Raw genomic sequence first — 15,203 nt, 5'->3', positions numbered from 1 at the left:
CCAACTGCTGACCACTCAAGGCGTGGAACGGGTGGGTCACCGTCAAGGAACCCAAAGACTGCTTGGACGACGCGGCACTATGCCGTGACCGTCGGGATACCCAGAGGGCGCCTCTTGCCGTTCGCCTTCGGGATGTACACACGTCTTACGGGTTTGGGGTTGGATATTGGGTCAGCCAGTATCTGCCGCACCATCTTCCCCCGCTTCTCAGGGGACAGAGCTTTCTGTCCGTCGATCCCCGCTGTCTTCTTTCCGGTGCTGACCTGGCAGACCCGCCTGACACTCGTCAATGTGTTGGCCCTGGACCGCAGCATCAGCTTTTGCAGGTTATGCACCTGCTTCATGTCACCCTTGCGGGCAGCCCTGAAAATCCTCTGACGCAACCGCTTTACATACGCCTCTTCCTGACCCCAATCGATACTGGTCCAGAACTCGGCATCGCCCTCGGGTCCGTTCATCCGGGTTTCGACGGTGGCCAGTTCGGTCAACGCGCCTTCCCTTCAGTCCAACTTGCGCCTCGGTGCAAGTGCTTGCTCATCGTCTCTTCATGGCCTACCTGGTCCACGTCAGCCGCCTTTCGGCTCCAGCCATGGGCTGGTGTCCACCGGGTTATAGGCCGCCAGGTGGAGACTCCTGGTCGGCGACCACTTCCCCTGGGCTTTCGCCCTGGTGGCGTTCGCTTCTTGGGCCATCCTGTTCCCGCACGGGGGTTCGGCCTCCGTTACCTTCGGCTTACCGGCTGACGAGGCCGGACCCGTACGGGGTTTCCGTGTTCCACATCGCGCAGTTACGTCCGGGTGGGGTGCTCCCTTTACGCCGTCCTCCGTGGTGACCTACAGGCCCCTTCCCGATGGGGACCTGCCATGCTGGGCTTCCCAGCCCTAGAGGATTCCACCGCCGAGTGCCGACCATTGAGCGGTGTAAGTCTGACGACGAGTCGACGGGAGTTCGTTTTCACTCACCCTTTCAGACTTCCCCTTCACCTGTAGCTTGCGAATGGCCCGCGAGCCCTTGGGTTTGGCCACCTCCGCTTAGCACCCCGGGATTACTCCCGGCGCACCGGAGGCTGGGGACTGACCGTTGGTCACTGGTCAGGTCCGCATGACACGTCTCCTCTCCTGCGGACTCTGCGTGCGATGTGACTTCACGTCGCACCGGGCGTGCCTTCCCGACCCGCGCGCCAACGCGGGCCTACTCGATGACCAGAAGTCGATCACTCGGGAAGGTACGCCCTCCGCGTTCCGCGAGGCACCCTTCCCGAGGCCGATCCACAGGTCTTGAGCATTGCTCCCCGTGAGCGCCGCGTCCCGCTGCAGGTACTGGCCAAGGTGCGGATCCGCGACCAAGGACGTTGCGTAAAGTGTGGTGCCTCAGGAGAGGAAGTCGACCACACCGCTGGCAGCTCTCCCGAGCCGGAAAACCTGCAACTGCTATGCCGCCGCTGCCACCACGCGAAAACCATGGTCGTGCGCGCTCCGGAAGCCGACTACGTTCTGCGGGCCGTCCGCTTGCCGCTGTGGAACGAGCGCGTCCTGCCCGACGGTCCGGTACGCCTGTGCGACAGCGCAGAGTGGGTGCGAGTGTGGTCCGGACTGGCAGCAGAGCGAAGACGCCGGCTGCACGGGTAGGCGGGCTATTCCGCTAGGGCTGAAGGAGACAACCGTGGTGCTCTGCACCACTCAGACTGGCCGCGGCAGTCGTTGCCTTCCGACCAATACCCGGTCGTGATGAAGCCGGGGCCTATCGGAGGCCCCGGCGAGTGCCGGGCACCCTCTCGGCGGGACGGCCACACGGTATCTCGCCACTGCGGCGCCTGGCCCTGAATCACTCGGAGGGCTGCGGACCCATCTGGCGAGCCATCCGCGCGGCCACCTCCGGGGTCACCAGTTCCACCCGGCGGCGGAAGACGCCTTTCACTACGAAGAATCCGGCGAACTTCTTATACGGGCCGATCTCCCGGCACTCGTACAAGCCGTTGCCAGGGAGCGGCCATCCGTAAGGCTTGCCTCTGCGATCGAGAAACGTGCGCGCGTACACGTACTTCTCGTTCGTGCCGCGGATCTTGGCCACCCAGCCGGTCATAAACTCACAGACGAGACGCTGCGGCGTGATGGACACCTCGGGGAACACCGCGGCGGGATCCGCAGTAGCGATATCGACGGGGATGTCGAGCGCCGCCAGCGCTGCCGCTTTCTGCTCGGCCGTAGCATGTCGTGTACAGACTCCCGGGTGCGGGCCGAGGCCGTACCACTCCATCAGTGGGTGCCGGCACGGATCGCCCTTCAAGGTCATGCACTTGTTCACGCTCTCCCCCGACTTCGCCTGATCCCCAGCCGCTCGGACACGGCGGCGCCGGAAGCGTAACCGGCGCGGCCGCCACCGGATTCAGCAGGAGGGGCCGATCGCCACCTGCACCTTCTTCAGGCGCGCGGCCGGCTCGGCATCGACGTTGTAGCCCGGGTTATCGCTCGCCCACGCCGCTTCGAGGCAGTCGCCAGCTTCCTTCGGGGAGGTCTGCTCCAGCCACTTGAACGTGGACTCGCACGTCGCCGCGTTGTAGTTCCCCAACTCCTGCGCACCGGCGGGCACGTCAGGCACCTTCGCCCAAACAATGATGTCCCGCGTGGGCGGGCAATCCTTCGTCGACGCGGACGGCTTCAGCTTCGCTGTACGAGGCGCGCTGTGGGCGGGCCTAGCCGCGGAATGGGTGGGCGTTGCGGGGCCACCAGGGTCATGGGCGGTAAGCGTCGGCCTCGGTGTGCCGCTGCTGCAGGCGGCGGTCAACAAGACGGCGGAGACGGGCAGGATGAAGCGGCGCACTCGAGGCCCCCCAAGGCAGTGCAGTAAATGTGTGGGGCCACAGTGGCAGCCGATCACGGAGCGCGGGCAGATGTTGCCGGAACGTGACGACGGGTTCGACACCTCGGTGACTGCCGCAGGCTCGACAATGCACGACGCCCCGCCGTCCGGACGGTACAGGTCTGGAGGCGGGGCGACGGCCGACGCATACCCGGCCGGTGGATGTATTGACCGGGTCTTCTTCGTGCGTCGTTAGGCGGGAGTGATGTTCTCCGCCTGCGGGCCCTTCTGGCCCTGCGTGACGTCGAACTTCACCTTCTGACCTTCCTGCAGCTCACGGAAGCCCTGGCTGGCGATGTTCGAGTAGTGGGCGAAGACGTCGGGGCCGCCGCCGTCCTGCTCGATGAAGCCGAAGCCCTTTTCCGCGTTGAACCACTTCACCGTGCCTGTAGCCATGTGCCTGTCTCCTTCGAGGGGACTCGTATCGGGCCCCGCACCGTGCGGGATCCGGAGGTGATCGCCCTGGTCCGGAGAGGCGTTGAACAGCAAAAACGCCCGTGAATGCGATCACGGGCGAACGGGACTTCGGAACCACGACTGCTGATCACGACGCTACACCGGCCGGTGAGACTCAGGCCACCGGAACACGGAGTCGGCCTCGCAGGCTGCGTTCGTCACCACTCAAAATCCCGAGGTCGGGGTAGGAGCACACGCGCCGCCGACCTCGGGTTGCCTGACATTCGAGGCCCCGGGACTGGAGGACCAGGGCGCGCATTGGTCGGGCACCGGCCGGGACATCACCCCGGCCGGAGCTGAGGGGTCAGAAAGCCCCGTCGGCCGAGTCGAGCAGCTCGTCGACCGTGCGCTGCGTCCAGGCATCGGCCTTGTTCAGCTCCGGGTTCTTCCGGAGCAGCAGCAGGGCCGCCTCAAGGGCCTCGAGCCCCGCACCGGTCCGCGCGGCGTCCGCTTTCGACAGCGAGCCCCTACGTCGCTTCACGGGCGGCTTCTGGACGGGATTGGGAGGCGACGCGACACCCTGAGTCTTGTGCAGGACCCGAGGGGCCACCGCAGGCTCTGGTGCCCTCACAGCCTTGCCCAGCCACGCCGGACGCTCCACGGCAGGCGCCTGCGGGTTGTCCTCACGCAGACGCCGCGCCCGCTCCCCGTACCTGCGGGCCAGCTGAGGCTCATCGACGAGCATCGCCGTTTTCTCCAGCCGCGCCGCCTCCGTTTCGACCTCGGCAGGAAGTCAGAGCTGCCGACGGTGGAGGAGCTAATGGTGACCGCTCCCTATCACGTGCAGAGCAAGCAGGTGCCGCGCTTCGAACGGGAGTGGAGGGCGGCTTTGTGGCGGGGCGTGCGCCTGCGAGATTGACAGCCGCCCACCAAGAGCGTCATATTGATTACACGAAACAGCGGTAAAAAAAATGGTGGGCGGCGGAAGGCACCCTCTTTCGAGGGTGTCGCCCCAGGGCGGCAACCCCGGCCGAACGTCCCGCCGACCACCTTCACCAACCCATCTCACCCTGCCGGCGCGTGAGCGCCGGAGGAACAAGAGGAGCAGGCCTCAGTATAGGGCCGCGGCCCGGACCGGAGAGTGCAATGTCCAAGCCCCTGAACCCGCAGCGTCGCGTCGTCGGCGGCCGTGCCGTGGTCAACCGCGACTGGATCCGCGAGTTCACCGGCGCCAGCGTCGGCACCGCGGCCCGCTGGTACAAAGTGCGCGACGAGCAGCCCAAGGAGCACCGCCACCCGGAGAAGGAGCGCTTCGACGGGACCGACTTCTACGACGAGCAGCAGTTCCGCGCCTTCTACACCTGGTTCCAGCAGGACAAGGCAAGCAAGGTCCTCAAAGCCGACCCCGAGCTGTACGAGCTCGTCCCGGAGAACGTCGTCTCCATCAACAGGGCCGCCGAACTGCTGAACTTCAGCGGGGCCTCGGTGATCCGCAAGTACCAGCAGGCGAACCCCGGCTATTTTCCGGACTCCGTCGGCGAGGTCCAGGGTCCCACCGGCCGCATGATCCAGGCCTTCCGCGTCGGCGACCTGCAGGACTTCGACCGAGGGCGCACCGGGGAAAAGCTCGGCAAGGCCGGCCGCCGTCCGGGACCGCAGCCCGATGCGCCCGTCGGCCGCCCCTCGGCCCTCGAGGAGGTCCTCGCGTCCGAGCTGAGCGCCCGCGCCTGCGGTGAGTTGCTTACCGCCACGCAGCTCGCCGAGCAGTTCGCCGCTGAGGCGATCGAGCGCGACGGCTACCACCCGGGGCTGGCCGCGGAGCTCAGCGTGCAGTACGGGGGGCCGCAGCGTTCGTGGGAGTACGTGGTACGCAACGCCCTCGAGCACCACCCCACGCCCGCGGCCGCGCCGTCCCGCTCTGAAGCCGACCGGCGGACGGACGTCGCCCTAGCCGCCCTGCGCGAGCGCGGGGACGTCCGGGGCCTTGCCGCCTCCCTCGCCCGCGAGCACGGCGGCAGCCCCGATGTCTGGTCCCGCGCCGTCAACGCCGCGCGCGCCCAGCTCACCGAGCCGACCACCTAACCCGCCCAGTCCAAGGACCGCCCACCATGCCCCGTTACCAGATCCGCGACACCGCCACCGGCCAGCTCCTCGCCCTCGGCCTGGCCGACTACGCCGCGGCCGAGGCCGCCCTGGACCGCCTCGACGACGAGCTGGAGCAACAACTGTGGCGCAACGGCGAAGGCGCCCGCCGCATCCGCTTGCGCCTGGACATCGAAGAGCTCACCGCCACCGGCACCCCCCAGGCGGTCGGTCACCACGTCCTCCTACTCGGCACCGAGGACCAGGCCGACGAGTTCCCCCTCCTGTAGCCAGTCGCCCCGCGCTACGCGCTGATGACGTTGTCCGCAGAGCTTCATGATGGAGCCCTCATGCCCCAGCCTGGTCGCACTCTTCACGTAGTCATCGACCCACTCGTGCCTGCTGAAGACGCTGAACTCATTGCCGGCATACCGCCAGAACTGCTCCCGCCACCCGAGGGTCCGGTGCCCGACCGTCCGGCGTGGGCCGGTCGCCCGCCCAAGTGGCATGAACGAGGGGACTCCTACCGGTGGTTGAGCTACCGGGACGGATACCGGGCCGCCGCACGCAGCCGCGGGCTCTACCGCATCGTCGAACAGGTCACCTTGCCCGAAGAGTTGAAGCCGTACCAGGAACGCCTCGATCAGCTCACCACCATAACGATCAAGGACGAGGTGGCACAGGCGTCACTCAACGACGAAGTGTGGGCAATCACGCAACTACTTCGATCCCACGCGAACTTGACACACAAGTTCAGCTCATTGCAGGAACTGGACGACGAGAGTGAGACGGCCCCACAGCAGGATGCCCCTCTGCACACGCTCGCGGCCGCGCTGGACGCGATCGCCGACCGCATCCGACGCCTCGAGCACTACATAGATACGGTGCAGCAGGCCGAGCACGCGGAACAGCGCGCCCTCCTCCGGCCCGTCGTCCGCGAGCAGGCCGACCGCCACAGCAATGAAGCACTAGATTTGCTCGCCCGCGCGAGCGCCGGCTCCCTCGCCCCCGACCTGCCTCAGCTGACACGGGAGGCACGTACACGCCTCCACACGGCTGCGGCAGAAAACCGCGCGCTCCAGCGACAGGCTCTCGAGCTGGTCGAGAGCATCAACGCACTCGGCACCAACGCTCCCCCCGACTTGGCCGCAGCAGCGCCGCACCTCACCGCCTGGCTGCACAGCCAGGACCCACCAGCCATCAATGCGCAGAGAGGTGGTCCTGGTCAGCCGCAAGGTTGACCGATCTCGCCAGGCCAAGGCTGCGGGTCCAAGGACCACGCCTAGGCGATGCACGCAGCCAACACCGCCGTCAACCTCCAGCGGCCCCTGCCTGCGGCCCCACCGACTACGACGTGCGCTCCAGCGGCAGCACCGCATGCTCGTCGAGCAGCACGCCGTCTGCTACCCGACCCCGGCGCGGGTCCTCGCCCTGCCCTGACCGCCCCAACCACCGTGCCACGCCCGGCACCCGAGTGAAGGGCGCAAGATCGGCGCGGCACAAGAACCACCGGTGAGCGCTGTTTGTGGCACTGGCGCCACGCCGCCTGCGGCTGGCCCTGGATGCGCCGCCCGTGCGGGCGGCCGAGTTCATACTCGCGCGAGGACGGACTCCGGCGAAACGCGTGCCAGGCAGATGTTCTGGCCGGACTGCGGCTTCACTTTGCACAGAGGCCGGTTTCGTCGTCCGCGCCGCAACAGCCCACTTCGCTCGCACCGATTAGTGGAAACAGCGAGCAGGTATGTCAGCATGCCTGCGTGAAAGTCAACGTCTTGGGCTTTGAGCCCAATCGGGTCGCGCAGCACGTGGCCTGTTCTGCGGGAAGACACCGCCCGTAGGTAAAAGAGCACGACCGGTGGACGCGCAGCGGTGGCAATCCAGCCACACGCGGCGGCTTCAGGGATCACCAACACAGCCTTTGTTGACTCTCTGGAGTGGAGCACTCGCATGGATCTTCGATGGACTCTCATCCTGGCAGCACCAGTGCTCCTCGCGCTCCTAGCGTGGTTCTCTTGGTTGCTGTTCAACCTCATCATCGCCAAGTGGTTCGGCGTCGAAGGACTCAAAGCCACACCTGCTGTCGCGCGAGCCTTCACACCGAGCGATTGGGCGGTCCTGCCCCCTCGCCGCCAGCCGAGCCCGCCTTCCGCACCAGCGCCCGGCACGGAAGGCGGCTGCCCATGAGCCGCCGTCCACCAGGCAGCAGGCACGAACTCATCTCCGTCCGCACGACCGAGTCCTTGGCCGTCAGACGGGCGACGGGCATTCGTCTGGGAAGACCGCGATCATGCCCCGACGATGTCCTGTCAGACGTCGTTGCCTCCCGCGCCTGTGGCATGAAGCTGATCGACATCGCCGCTGGCTTGAACAAGTCCGGCACCCCTACCCCGGGAGGAGGAACCCGCTGGTACCCGTCACACGTCTCACGTCTCCTGCGCACCCAAGACGCCGCGCGGCTGCTGGCTGACCTCGCAGCAACGGCTGCTTGACCGAGCAGCGGGCCGTCCCAGGACGGCCCGCCCGGCTGCCGCCCTCGTACCGGACGTTTCTGGCGGTGAGTGGGCTGGCGGCATGCGGGCGGCTTCGTCTGGCACCTCGCCGGTACTGACGCGGTGCGCCGGTACGAGGGCGCGGACGGCTTGGCCGAGTACTTTCCCGGGGAACTGAGTGACGACCCGGCGGGCCGTGTCCAGCAGCTCGGCCACGATGAACAGCACCGCGCGCCAGCAGGCCTGGGCGGACTCGACGTGGAAACGGACGAAGTGAAGGCTCCTTTCCCTGGCAACGGCTGAGCAGGCCGTCCCCCCGCCATCCACGCTTTCAGGCTCGATGGCAGAACGGCGGCAACAGACCGTCGCCAGGCCAGAGGGCCTGCTCGGCCACGAAGGGGGCGAGGAACATGTCGACCTCGGCCAGGACGACGGCTCGATCGGCCGACCCGTAGGCGATGAAGTTGCCAGCCGCAGCGTCGTAGGCTCGCACCTCACTGTGCGGGCCGGTGCAGATGAGGGCACGCGCGATCTCGGGCAGGCCGAGGCTGAGGGCATCGCACTCCCCCGCACGGGCAAGCTGCAGCAGGTCTGCGGTGACATCCTCCCAGTCGCCGACCGCTGGCCACTCAGCGCCGCCGTTCAGTTCGTGGGTGAGGGTGGCAAGCGGGATGATCTCTCCCGGCCGGCGTCCTTGAGTGAGGCGATCATGGATCTGTACACCGTCGGGCTGCCGTACCCGCGGGTGGAGCAGAGTGGCGGCGGCCACCAGGGTGGTGTTGATCTCCTGAGCACCGAGGCCGGGGTAGTACGGCTCGTGAGCGAAGAGCAGGTATACGTCCAGGGTGCGGACGGCGTGGTCGGGTTCGGGCTGTGTCATGGGGTGGCGTCCCTTCAGCGGTGAAGTGCCGTGCGTGTGATGAGGCGTTGGCCGTGTCCTCTGCTCGGAGGCGGGCGGGTAGGGGCCCAACGGCCGCTCTCGCGTATGGCCCATGTCGGCTCGGCCGTCTTCGGTGTGGGTGCGCTTCAGAGTCTGGGCGGCCTGGTCGGCGAGCTGGACCATCAGCCGCTCGCGGGCAATAAGTTCGACCGAGGCCGAGCGGGTGTCCTGCACTTGGAGCAGGCCGGCGGCGTCCCACAGCGTGTGTTGGCCGATCTCGGCTGAGCGGTCCAGCTCGTACCGGTCACTGCCGACGGCGGCCTGGACGAGGTAGGTGTGCAGGCCGGCGAGGCGCTGCAGGCACTGGCAGGCGCCGACGCCTTCGACGCTGCGGACGTGTTCGCGGGCCCGGGCGTCCAGGTGGCCCGGCAGGTGCTCGGCGAGTATCGGAGCGAGCACCATTCCCGGCAGCGACGGGAACGCCGTGGCCCATCGCGAACAGGCCTGCGAGCAGGCTGATGAGGGCAACGGCAGCGGCGGAGAGCCGCAGGGACCCGGGGATGGTGGGGGCCAGGGCGAGGCGGTGGGCGGGGTGCCTGGTCAGCCAGCGCAGGGCCAGGCGTTGCATACGGCTCGCGACGGGGGTGAGAACCCCGATCTGATGGGGTTGCTCGGGCGGGGTGCCGTCACCGGGAACGGTCCAGGCGAGCCAGCCCCACCGGGTGCGTTCGTAGACGAGGACGGGTTCGCACTCGGCCGTGCAGGTGTGGTCGCGGACGTGGCCGGTTCGCAGGGCGCGTGAGCGTTCCGCCTCCCACCGGCCCGGGTCGAGGGTGAAGGGACGCCGGTGCTGGCCGGCCGCGGTCGGCGGTGGTGTGCGGAGCGTGTCTGTCACGGGCTGCTTCCTTCCAGTGGGTCGGTCAGGCGGAGGCGCACGTCCTGCAGCGGCCGTCGCCGTCGGGGTGGGCGCGCCGGGGCGTCGGGCCCGGGCAGGTGCGGCACAGCGGCCAGCCGAGGCAGGCCGGGCAGAGGTCTTCGCCGGGGGCGGTTGCGGGCACGCCGCAGCCGGCGCATTCGACGAGGGCCCGGTAGGTCAGGGCCTCGGTCACGGTGCGGGCGGCGGCCCCTGCCGATGACCGCTCTGTTGTTGCCGACGCGTGCGGCTCGTCCCACGGGGGTGCATCGTGGTGGTCCGCTGCGGTGGCGGGCGGCGGGTAGGCCTGGGCGGCGCGGAGCCGGGCGGCGATGATCGCGCCGACCGAGGTGCGCACCGGGTCCGGCAGGGGCCGGTCGGTGATGACGTGGCGCAGTTGCTCGGGGCTCCAGCCGGCGTCCATCATCACGGTCGCCACGCGGCCCTGATCGGTCAGCGGCTTCCCGGTCAGCAGGAGTTCAGGACGGCTCGCTCCGATCTCGAGCAGCAGCCGGATCCCCGGATGCATCTCGTCTGCCGGGGGCGGCGGTGCCGGGGACGCTGTCGCGTCCGGGGGGTCCGTCCTTCCGTTCGTTGGTGCGGCGTCGCTGCGGTCGCACGGACGGAGGGGGTTGGTCTTCTGCTTGTTGGTCTTCTTAACGATGGTGTTCTTAGTGGACCGATCAGCCAACGTAGGGTTATCCACTGGTGGAAAACCCGACTCTGGTTGTGACCTGCGGCTTTGCAGGCTGGGCAGGTCGGTGATGAAGTACGCAGCCCCGCCGAGCATTCCGTCGGGATCACGTTCGCGCTCGCGGACCAGGAAGCCGTGTTTCTCCAGCTCCTTCAGCCCGCTCTTCACCGCTGCCTCGCCGTCGCGGCTGCGGCGGGCGATGTCAGCGACGGTCATCCGCCAGCCGTCCCGGTGCGTGCTGAGCAAGCCGAACAGCCCCTTGGCCTTGAAGGACAACTGGGTGTCGCGCAACAGGCCGTTAGCGATCTGTGTGAACTGATCAGCCGCCATCACGCCACGGCGGACCCCCGCCTGGAACCCGCTGTCGTGCCCGGCCCTGGGGACCGTGCTCACCAGGCCGGCTTCGATCAGCGCGACATCCAGGCTGGCCGGGCGGTCGGTGATGCAGTACACGATCTCGCCGAGTGTGCCGTCCGGGCGGCGCAGGCGTTCACGGATCAGGTAGCCGTGCGTCTCCAGCTTCTTGAGGCCGGCACGCACAGCTTCTCGGCCGTCGGGGCCCAGGCGGACCAGGTCAGCGATCGTCACCTGCCAGCCGGTGACGTGGGTGCTGATGTACCCGAAGATCCCCTTCGCCTTGTAGGACAACCGGCTGTCCCGGAACAGGCCGTTGGCGACCTGGGTGAACTGATCAGCCGCCATCACGCCCCGGCGGACCCCTGTCCCGAAGCGGCTCACCGCCATGCCCCCGATGCGGGCAGCGCCCAGTGGCCAGGGCAGCGCACCGGGCCCGCCGAAGTGGGGCAGTCGTCGGTCCTGGGTGCGCGGGGGTGCGTGTGTTCCATGCCGTCAGCTCATCCGCCGACCCCGACCAGGCTGACGGCCACGAGCCCCGACCACCGGTCACGATCCGGCAACGTAGCCGTCTAGCTGCCGTGGTCGGGCTCGTGGCCGGGCCGACCACGCCGCCTTCCCCCGGTGCGCAGCGGTTGCGCACCGACTGCGCAGCCCCGGTAGGCCGGTGCGCAATCGGGCTGCGCAACCGGCCGAGGATCCTGCGCAGTCGGGTTGCGCGGTGCGGCTGCGCAGTCGGCCCGAGGATTCCTGATCTTCTCGTGCGCAGGTCCGGTTGGAGCACTGCGCAGGCGCCCTGTGGGCTCCGGACGGCTTGCGTCTGCGCATCGCTGTGCGGGTCCGTTGGCCGGGCGTCACATGGTCGCCCGACGGTCGCTGGCCCGGGGACTGTGGGCCGGGCGCGATGTCCTGTCCTGGGCTCACGGCTAGCCCGTGGTCGGGCCTGTGGTCGGGCCGACCACGACGCCGACCACGGGCTTCGTGTCCCCATCGTGACCGTGGTCGGGGGTTCGTGGTCGGTGGTCGGGTCGGGGTCGGAGGGTTTTCTCGAGGTCAGCAACATCCGTTCTGACCTGGGAGTTTGACCATGTCCCCTGGCAAGCAGGCCTCGGAGAGCGAGGCTGCTGCTCCGATGGCGGCTGGCGCCCGGCTGGAGTCGATGCGGCGCCGCGTCCGCCTTTCACGCCTGGCGGTTCTGACCGCGATCGCGGCCGGCCCCGTCGCCCTGTGCGTCGCCGTCGCCTCCACCCCGACCACGGTCCAAGCGGCTACCCCGTCCAAGCCCACCGCCGTGCGCACCGCGGCGGTCGCCGCCGACCCGGGCGGTTATGCGCAGCTGTTCGTCAGCGTCTGGCTGCGCAGCCGCGCGGACGATGCCACGAGTGCGCAGGCGCGGCTTGCGCAGTCGATGGCGCCGGATGTCGAGCTGCCCGCCCCAGCCGCGGGCGCGGGTGCGCAGTCGAAGCCGGAGTCCGTGACGGCGGTGCGCAGTGCGCAGCGCGAGGGCGGCGCGTGGTCGGTGACGGTGGCTGCGCAGTACGCCGACGGATCGGTGCGCTACTACGCCGTGCCGGTGGCCGCCGACCCGGCGGGCGCCTCGTTCACGGTGACCGGTGCGCCCGGCGTGGTGGCCAGCCCGGCCCGGGCCGAGGTGCCGAAGTCGTCGTACGGCGTGACGGTCCCGGAGGGTGATCTGTCCTCCGCCGCCGGGGAGTTCCTCGCCGCCTATCTGACCGGTGCCGGCGAGGTTGACCGCTATCTCGCGCCGGGGGTGAAGCTGTCGGCCGTCTCCCCCGCCCCGTACACGGCGGTCGCGGTGCAGCGGGTGTCCGCCGTCGAGGAGGCCGCGGCCGCCACGAAGGTGCCGGCCGACGGCACGGCGGTGCATGTCCTCGTCCAGGTGGAAGCCCGGGACTCCGGCGGTCGCTGGCCGCTGGGGTACGAGCTCATGCTCAAGGCCCGCTCGGGCCGGTGGGAAGTCGCGGCACTGGAGTCCGGAACCGCCCAGGACGGGGGTGCCCGGTGAACACGGTGCACAGCTTGATGCTCGCCGGGCAGCTCAACGACCTCGGCAACTCGTGGATCAACATGTTCAAGGAGTGGGCGACCAAAGGCCTGCAGGCCGGTCTGGTCTGCCTCGTGGTCGTCATCATGATCCAGAAGTTCAGCCTCAAGGCCGGGATCGGCGCCCTGCTCCTGATGGTGATCGCGCTGGGCCTGTACAACTCGCGCAACGACCTGGCGAACATGTTCACCGACGAGGTGAAGAACCCGGCCAAGGGCGCACCCGCCATCCCCGGCATCGTGCGCAGTACCGATCCCCTCGTGCGTGACCACTCCGCCGGCTCGGGAGGCTGGCTGTGAGCGCCGCCGCCCAGGTACGGATGGGACGCTTTTACACCTCCGCCCGCCGCCACCCCTGGGTGCTGGGCAAGGTGGCGGACTGGCGCATCCCCCTCGGCCCCTACACCCCTGCGCAGATCGCGGTCGCCGTCGGCGGCGGCTTCCTTCTGGTCAAGACCATCAGCTGGTGGTCGTGGATGGGCCCGGTGCCGATCGCAGCCTGGGTTCTGGCGATCTGGGCGGTACGCCGCCCGAAGATCCGAGGCCGTGCACCGATGCAGGCGGCCCTGGGCTTGGTACTGCTCGGCTGGCAGCCGCGCGGCGGACGGGTCGGCGGCCGCGCCGCCCGCGACCGCGCCCCCCGCACGCTGCTCGGCGGCTTCACCATCGAGGACGCGTTCGCCTCCGTCGCAGCGGCCGCACCGCTCCGTGCGCCGCGGCGGCCGGCCGGCTGGACACCGACCACGCCGCGATCGTCCACGCGACGCCGCACGACGCCAACTCCTCCTGCGGCGCCCTTGCGGCCGGTGTCGGGTGTGCAGCAGCTGCTCGCGCTCGCCCAGCAGGGGGGTGTGCGATGAGGGTGCCGATCCGTCACATCGCCGGGCACCTGGTCTGGTCGACGCACGGCAGCGTGTGGGCGCTCTACCGGCTGCACCCCGGACCGGACGCGCGCGGCCGACGCGAGGAGACCGTCCAGGGCACCTACGTCCCGGCCGCCGTCCGCGACGAGCAACTCGCGAAGATCACGCACTTGATCCGTTCCCTGACCGGGGCGCCGCGCCTGTTCGGGCTGTGCGCACAGGTCGACCCGGGCGAGATCGCCCTGCGCATGATCGAGGGCATCGAGCCCGGCGACCAGCCCCCCGCCAGTACGCACCCGTGGGTGGAGAACGTCGAGGCCACCCTGGACCTGCTGGGTGAGCAGGAGATGCACCGCCGCACGCTCTGGCTGGCGGTGCCGCTGCAAAACGACGTCACCGGCGGGCAGGTGACCGCGTCGCTCGGCGCGATGTGGGCGGACGTCGCGCCGATGCTGGGCATGCGTGCCGCCCCGGTGGCACGACGCGAGGTGACCTCCTACCGCGAGCAGGCCTCCCGGGTGGAAGCCGCGCTCGCCGGCGGCATCGCCTTCCGCCCGGCCCGCCCGGCGGAGATCGTGTGGATGATCCAGCACGCCCTCCACCGCGGCCTGGGCGAGCCGCTGCTCACCGAAGCCGAGACCAGCGACCTGTACGGAGGGCAGCTGAGGGCAGGGACGCTGCACTCCCCCAGCTACGCCGACCTCGGCCAGGTCCGCCTGCAGGAGGGAGGCGTCGATCCCGCGCTCGACGACGCCGAGGACCTGGCGGGCGCGGACCGGATCGGCCGGTCGGGGCGCACGGCGTGGTGGCGGCTGAAGACGTCGTCGCCACTGCGGCGGCGGTGGCTGCAGGTGGAATCCGACGCCGGGACGGGCTATCAGGCACAGCTGGCGCTGGCCGAGTGCCCGCCTGCCGTGAGCCAGGACGCAGCTGACCTGTTCGCGCAGCTGGAGACCCTGGACTTCCCCGTCGACTACACCGTCGACCTGACCCTCATGCCCGCGGAGAAGGCGCGGGATCAGGTGCGACGCAAGAAGACCGAGCTCATCGACCAGGCCGATCAGTACGACGCCCGCCCCACCGGCATGCCCGCCTCCCTGACCGACGCCGCCCGCGACCTGGGCGAGCTGGACGCACGCCTGTCGCGCACCAGCGTGGAAGTCGAGGTCCAGTCGGTGACGGTCCTGACCGTGTGGGGGCCGACTGCCGCAGTCTGCGACGCCCGCGCCCGGGCCCTGGCCGCGCTGCTCGGCGGCGCCGACTACCGGGCCGTGCGTCCGGCCGGGCTGCAGGAGGGCACTGTCACGTTGTTGGGTGTGTGGAGATCTGGCGGCGTGTCAGGGTGTGGTGTTGCTGGGTTCCGGGCCCTTGGTCAGACCGTGGTGGGTCGGCCGGCAGCGCCGGTGATCTGGTCCCAGACGGCGAAGCGGATGGTCATCTCGGCTCGGTGGTCGGGGGCGGTCATCAGGTGGCGCTGGGGCCGGAAGTGGGGTGAGATGCCGCTGAACGCGGACAGGAACCGCTGTGCTCCACCGATGCTGCGGAAGCCCTTCATCGCGCGTTCGCGCTGCCGGGTGGGCTGGTGGGAGTTCTCGGCCCGGTTGTTCAG

At 69.3% G+C, this 15,203-nt stretch carries 15 protein-coding genes and 2 pseudogenes; 9 read left to right on the top strand and 8 right to left on the bottom strand.

The genetic code is table 11. From position 1 onward, the window contains the following. Positions 1–77 precede the first annotated feature (77 nt). Positions 78–488, bottom strand: a complete 411-nt coding sequence (locus tag ABZ656_RS49935; protein ID WP_360278196.1) for a reverse transcriptase N-terminal domain-containing protein — start codon at positions 486–488, stop codon at positions 78–80. 840 nt (positions 489–1,328) lie between these two features. On the opposite strand from ABZ656_RS49935, the gene ABZ656_RS49930 reads away from it, so the two are divergent. Further along, the gene (locus tag ABZ656_RS49930) at positions 1,329–1,628 is read left to right on the top strand and encodes an HNH endonuclease signature motif containing protein (RefSeq protein WP_360278199.1); all 300 of its coding nucleotides are present in this window, start codon (positions 1,329–1,331) and stop codon (positions 1,626–1,628) included. Between the two features lie 196 nt (positions 1,629–1,824). On the opposite strand, the gene ABZ656_RS49925 is transcribed toward ABZ656_RS49930, so the two are convergent. The 4 genes from ABZ656_RS49925 to ABZ656_RS49910 all read right to left on the bottom strand — a co-directional run bounded on the left by ABZ656_RS49925 (position 1,825) and on the right by ABZ656_RS49910 (position 3,796). Continuing rightward, on the bottom strand, positions 1,825–2,304 hold the full coding sequence (locus ABZ656_RS49925) for a hypothetical protein (protein ID WP_129592453.1): 480 nt from the start codon (positions 2,302–2,304) through the stop codon (positions 1,825–1,827). A gap of 81 nt (positions 2,305–2,385) precedes the next feature. Then, positions 2,386–2,589 (bottom strand): hypothetical protein, encoded by a 204-nt coding sequence (locus tag ABZ656_RS49920; RefSeq protein WP_099918096.1) that lies wholly within the window; start codon positions 2,587–2,589, stop codon positions 2,386–2,388. 462 nt (positions 2,590–3,051) lie between these two features. Next, positions 3,052–3,255: a cold-shock protein gene (locus ABZ656_RS49915; protein WP_099918097.1), complete on the bottom strand. Its 204-nt coding sequence runs from the start codon at positions 3,253–3,255 to the stop codon at positions 3,052–3,054. 364 nt (positions 3,256–3,619) lie between these two features. Further along, positions 3,620–3,796, bottom strand: a complete 177-nt coding sequence (locus ABZ656_RS49910; RefSeq protein WP_360278191.1) for a hypothetical protein — start codon at positions 3,794–3,796, stop codon at positions 3,620–3,622. 605 nt (positions 3,797–4,401) lie between these two features. Between ABZ656_RS49910 and ABZ656_RS49905 the strand changes: the two genes are divergently transcribed. The 4 genes from ABZ656_RS49905 to ABZ656_RS49890 all read left to right on the top strand — a co-directional run bounded on the left by ABZ656_RS49905 (position 4,402) and on the right by ABZ656_RS49890 (position 8,129). After that, positions 4,402–5,337, top strand: a complete 936-nt coding sequence (locus ABZ656_RS49905) for a hypothetical protein (RefSeq protein ID WP_101408693.1) — start codon at positions 4,402–4,404, stop codon at positions 5,335–5,337. A gap of 26 nt (positions 5,338–5,363) precedes the next feature. Then, complete coding sequence (locus ABZ656_RS49900; RefSeq protein WP_101408692.1) at positions 5,364–5,627, top strand: hypothetical protein; 264 nt, start codon at positions 5,364–5,366, stop codon at positions 5,625–5,627. A gap of 243 nt (positions 5,628–5,870) precedes the next feature. Continuing rightward, the gene (locus ABZ656_RS49895) at positions 5,871–6,578 is read left to right on the top strand and encodes a hypothetical protein (RefSeq protein ID WP_101408691.1); all 708 of its coding nucleotides are present in this window, start codon (positions 5,871–5,873) and stop codon (positions 6,576–6,578) included. A 1,317-nt stretch (positions 6,579–7,895) separates the two neighbouring features. Next, positions 7,896–8,129, top strand: coding sequence for a hypothetical protein (locus ABZ656_RS49890; RefSeq protein ID WP_180362791.1), 234 nt, complete (start codon positions 7,896–7,898; stop codon positions 8,127–8,129). A 28-nt stretch (positions 8,130–8,157) separates the two neighbouring features. Here the strand turns inward: ABZ656_RS49890 and ABZ656_RS49885 are convergent, their stop codons facing one another. Together ABZ656_RS49885 and ABZ656_RS49880 are read right to left on the bottom strand one after the other, a co-directional pair. After that, positions 8,158–9,168: a hypothetical protein gene (locus ABZ656_RS49885; protein WP_360278187.1), complete on the bottom strand. Its 1,011-nt coding sequence runs from the start codon at positions 9,166–9,168 to the stop codon at positions 8,158–8,160. A 458-nt stretch (positions 9,169–9,626) separates the two neighbouring features. Then, the gene (locus ABZ656_RS49880; protein WP_360278184.1) at positions 9,627–11,057 is read right to left on the bottom strand and encodes a hypothetical protein; all 1,431 of its coding nucleotides are present in this window, start codon (positions 11,055–11,057) and stop codon (positions 9,627–9,629) included. Positions 11,058–11,754: 697 nt separating this feature from the next. Between ABZ656_RS49880 and ABZ656_RS49875 the strand changes: the two genes are divergently transcribed. From ABZ656_RS49875 to ABZ656_RS49860, 4 genes and pseudogenes are all read left to right on the top strand, one after another. After that, positions 11,755–12,693 (top strand): conjugal transfer protein, encoded by a 939-nt coding sequence (locus tag ABZ656_RS49875; RefSeq protein ID WP_101408690.1) that lies wholly within the window; start codon positions 11,755–11,757, stop codon positions 12,691–12,693. Then, entirely contained in the window at positions 12,690–13,031 is a 342-nt protein-coding gene (locus tag ABZ656_RS49870) for a hypothetical protein (RefSeq protein WP_101408689.1), read from the top strand. The genes ABZ656_RS49875 and ABZ656_RS49870 overlap by 4 nt, the downstream gene beginning before the upstream one ends. Beyond that, a complete protein-coding gene (locus ABZ656_RS49865) occupies positions 13,028–13,591 on the top strand; it encodes a hypothetical protein (RefSeq protein WP_360278180.1) in 564 nt (187 codons plus the stop codon). Before ABZ656_RS49870 ends, ABZ656_RS49865 begins: the two co-directional genes overlap by 4 nt. Beyond that, positions 13,588–14,889 (top strand): annotated as a pseudogene (locus ABZ656_RS49860) (ATP/GTP-binding protein); the annotation flags it as partial. The gene ABZ656_RS49865 and the pseudogene ABZ656_RS49860, both read left to right, overlap by 4 nt. Before the next feature lie 77 nt (positions 14,890–14,966). On the opposite strand, the pseudogene ABZ656_RS49855 reads toward ABZ656_RS49860, so the two are convergent. Then, positions 14,967–15,203 (bottom strand): annotated as a pseudogene (locus ABZ656_RS49855) (IS6 family transposase); the annotation flags it as partial.

Origin of the sequence: Streptomyces sp. NPDC007095 (assembly GCF_040634475.1) — a bacterium.
Taxonomy (GTDB): Bacteria; Actinomycetota; Actinomycetes; order Streptomycetales; family Streptomycetaceae; genus Streptomyces.
The sequence above is the reverse complement of the archived record's forward strand: the minus strand, read 5'-3'. Positions and strand labels throughout refer to the sequence as shown.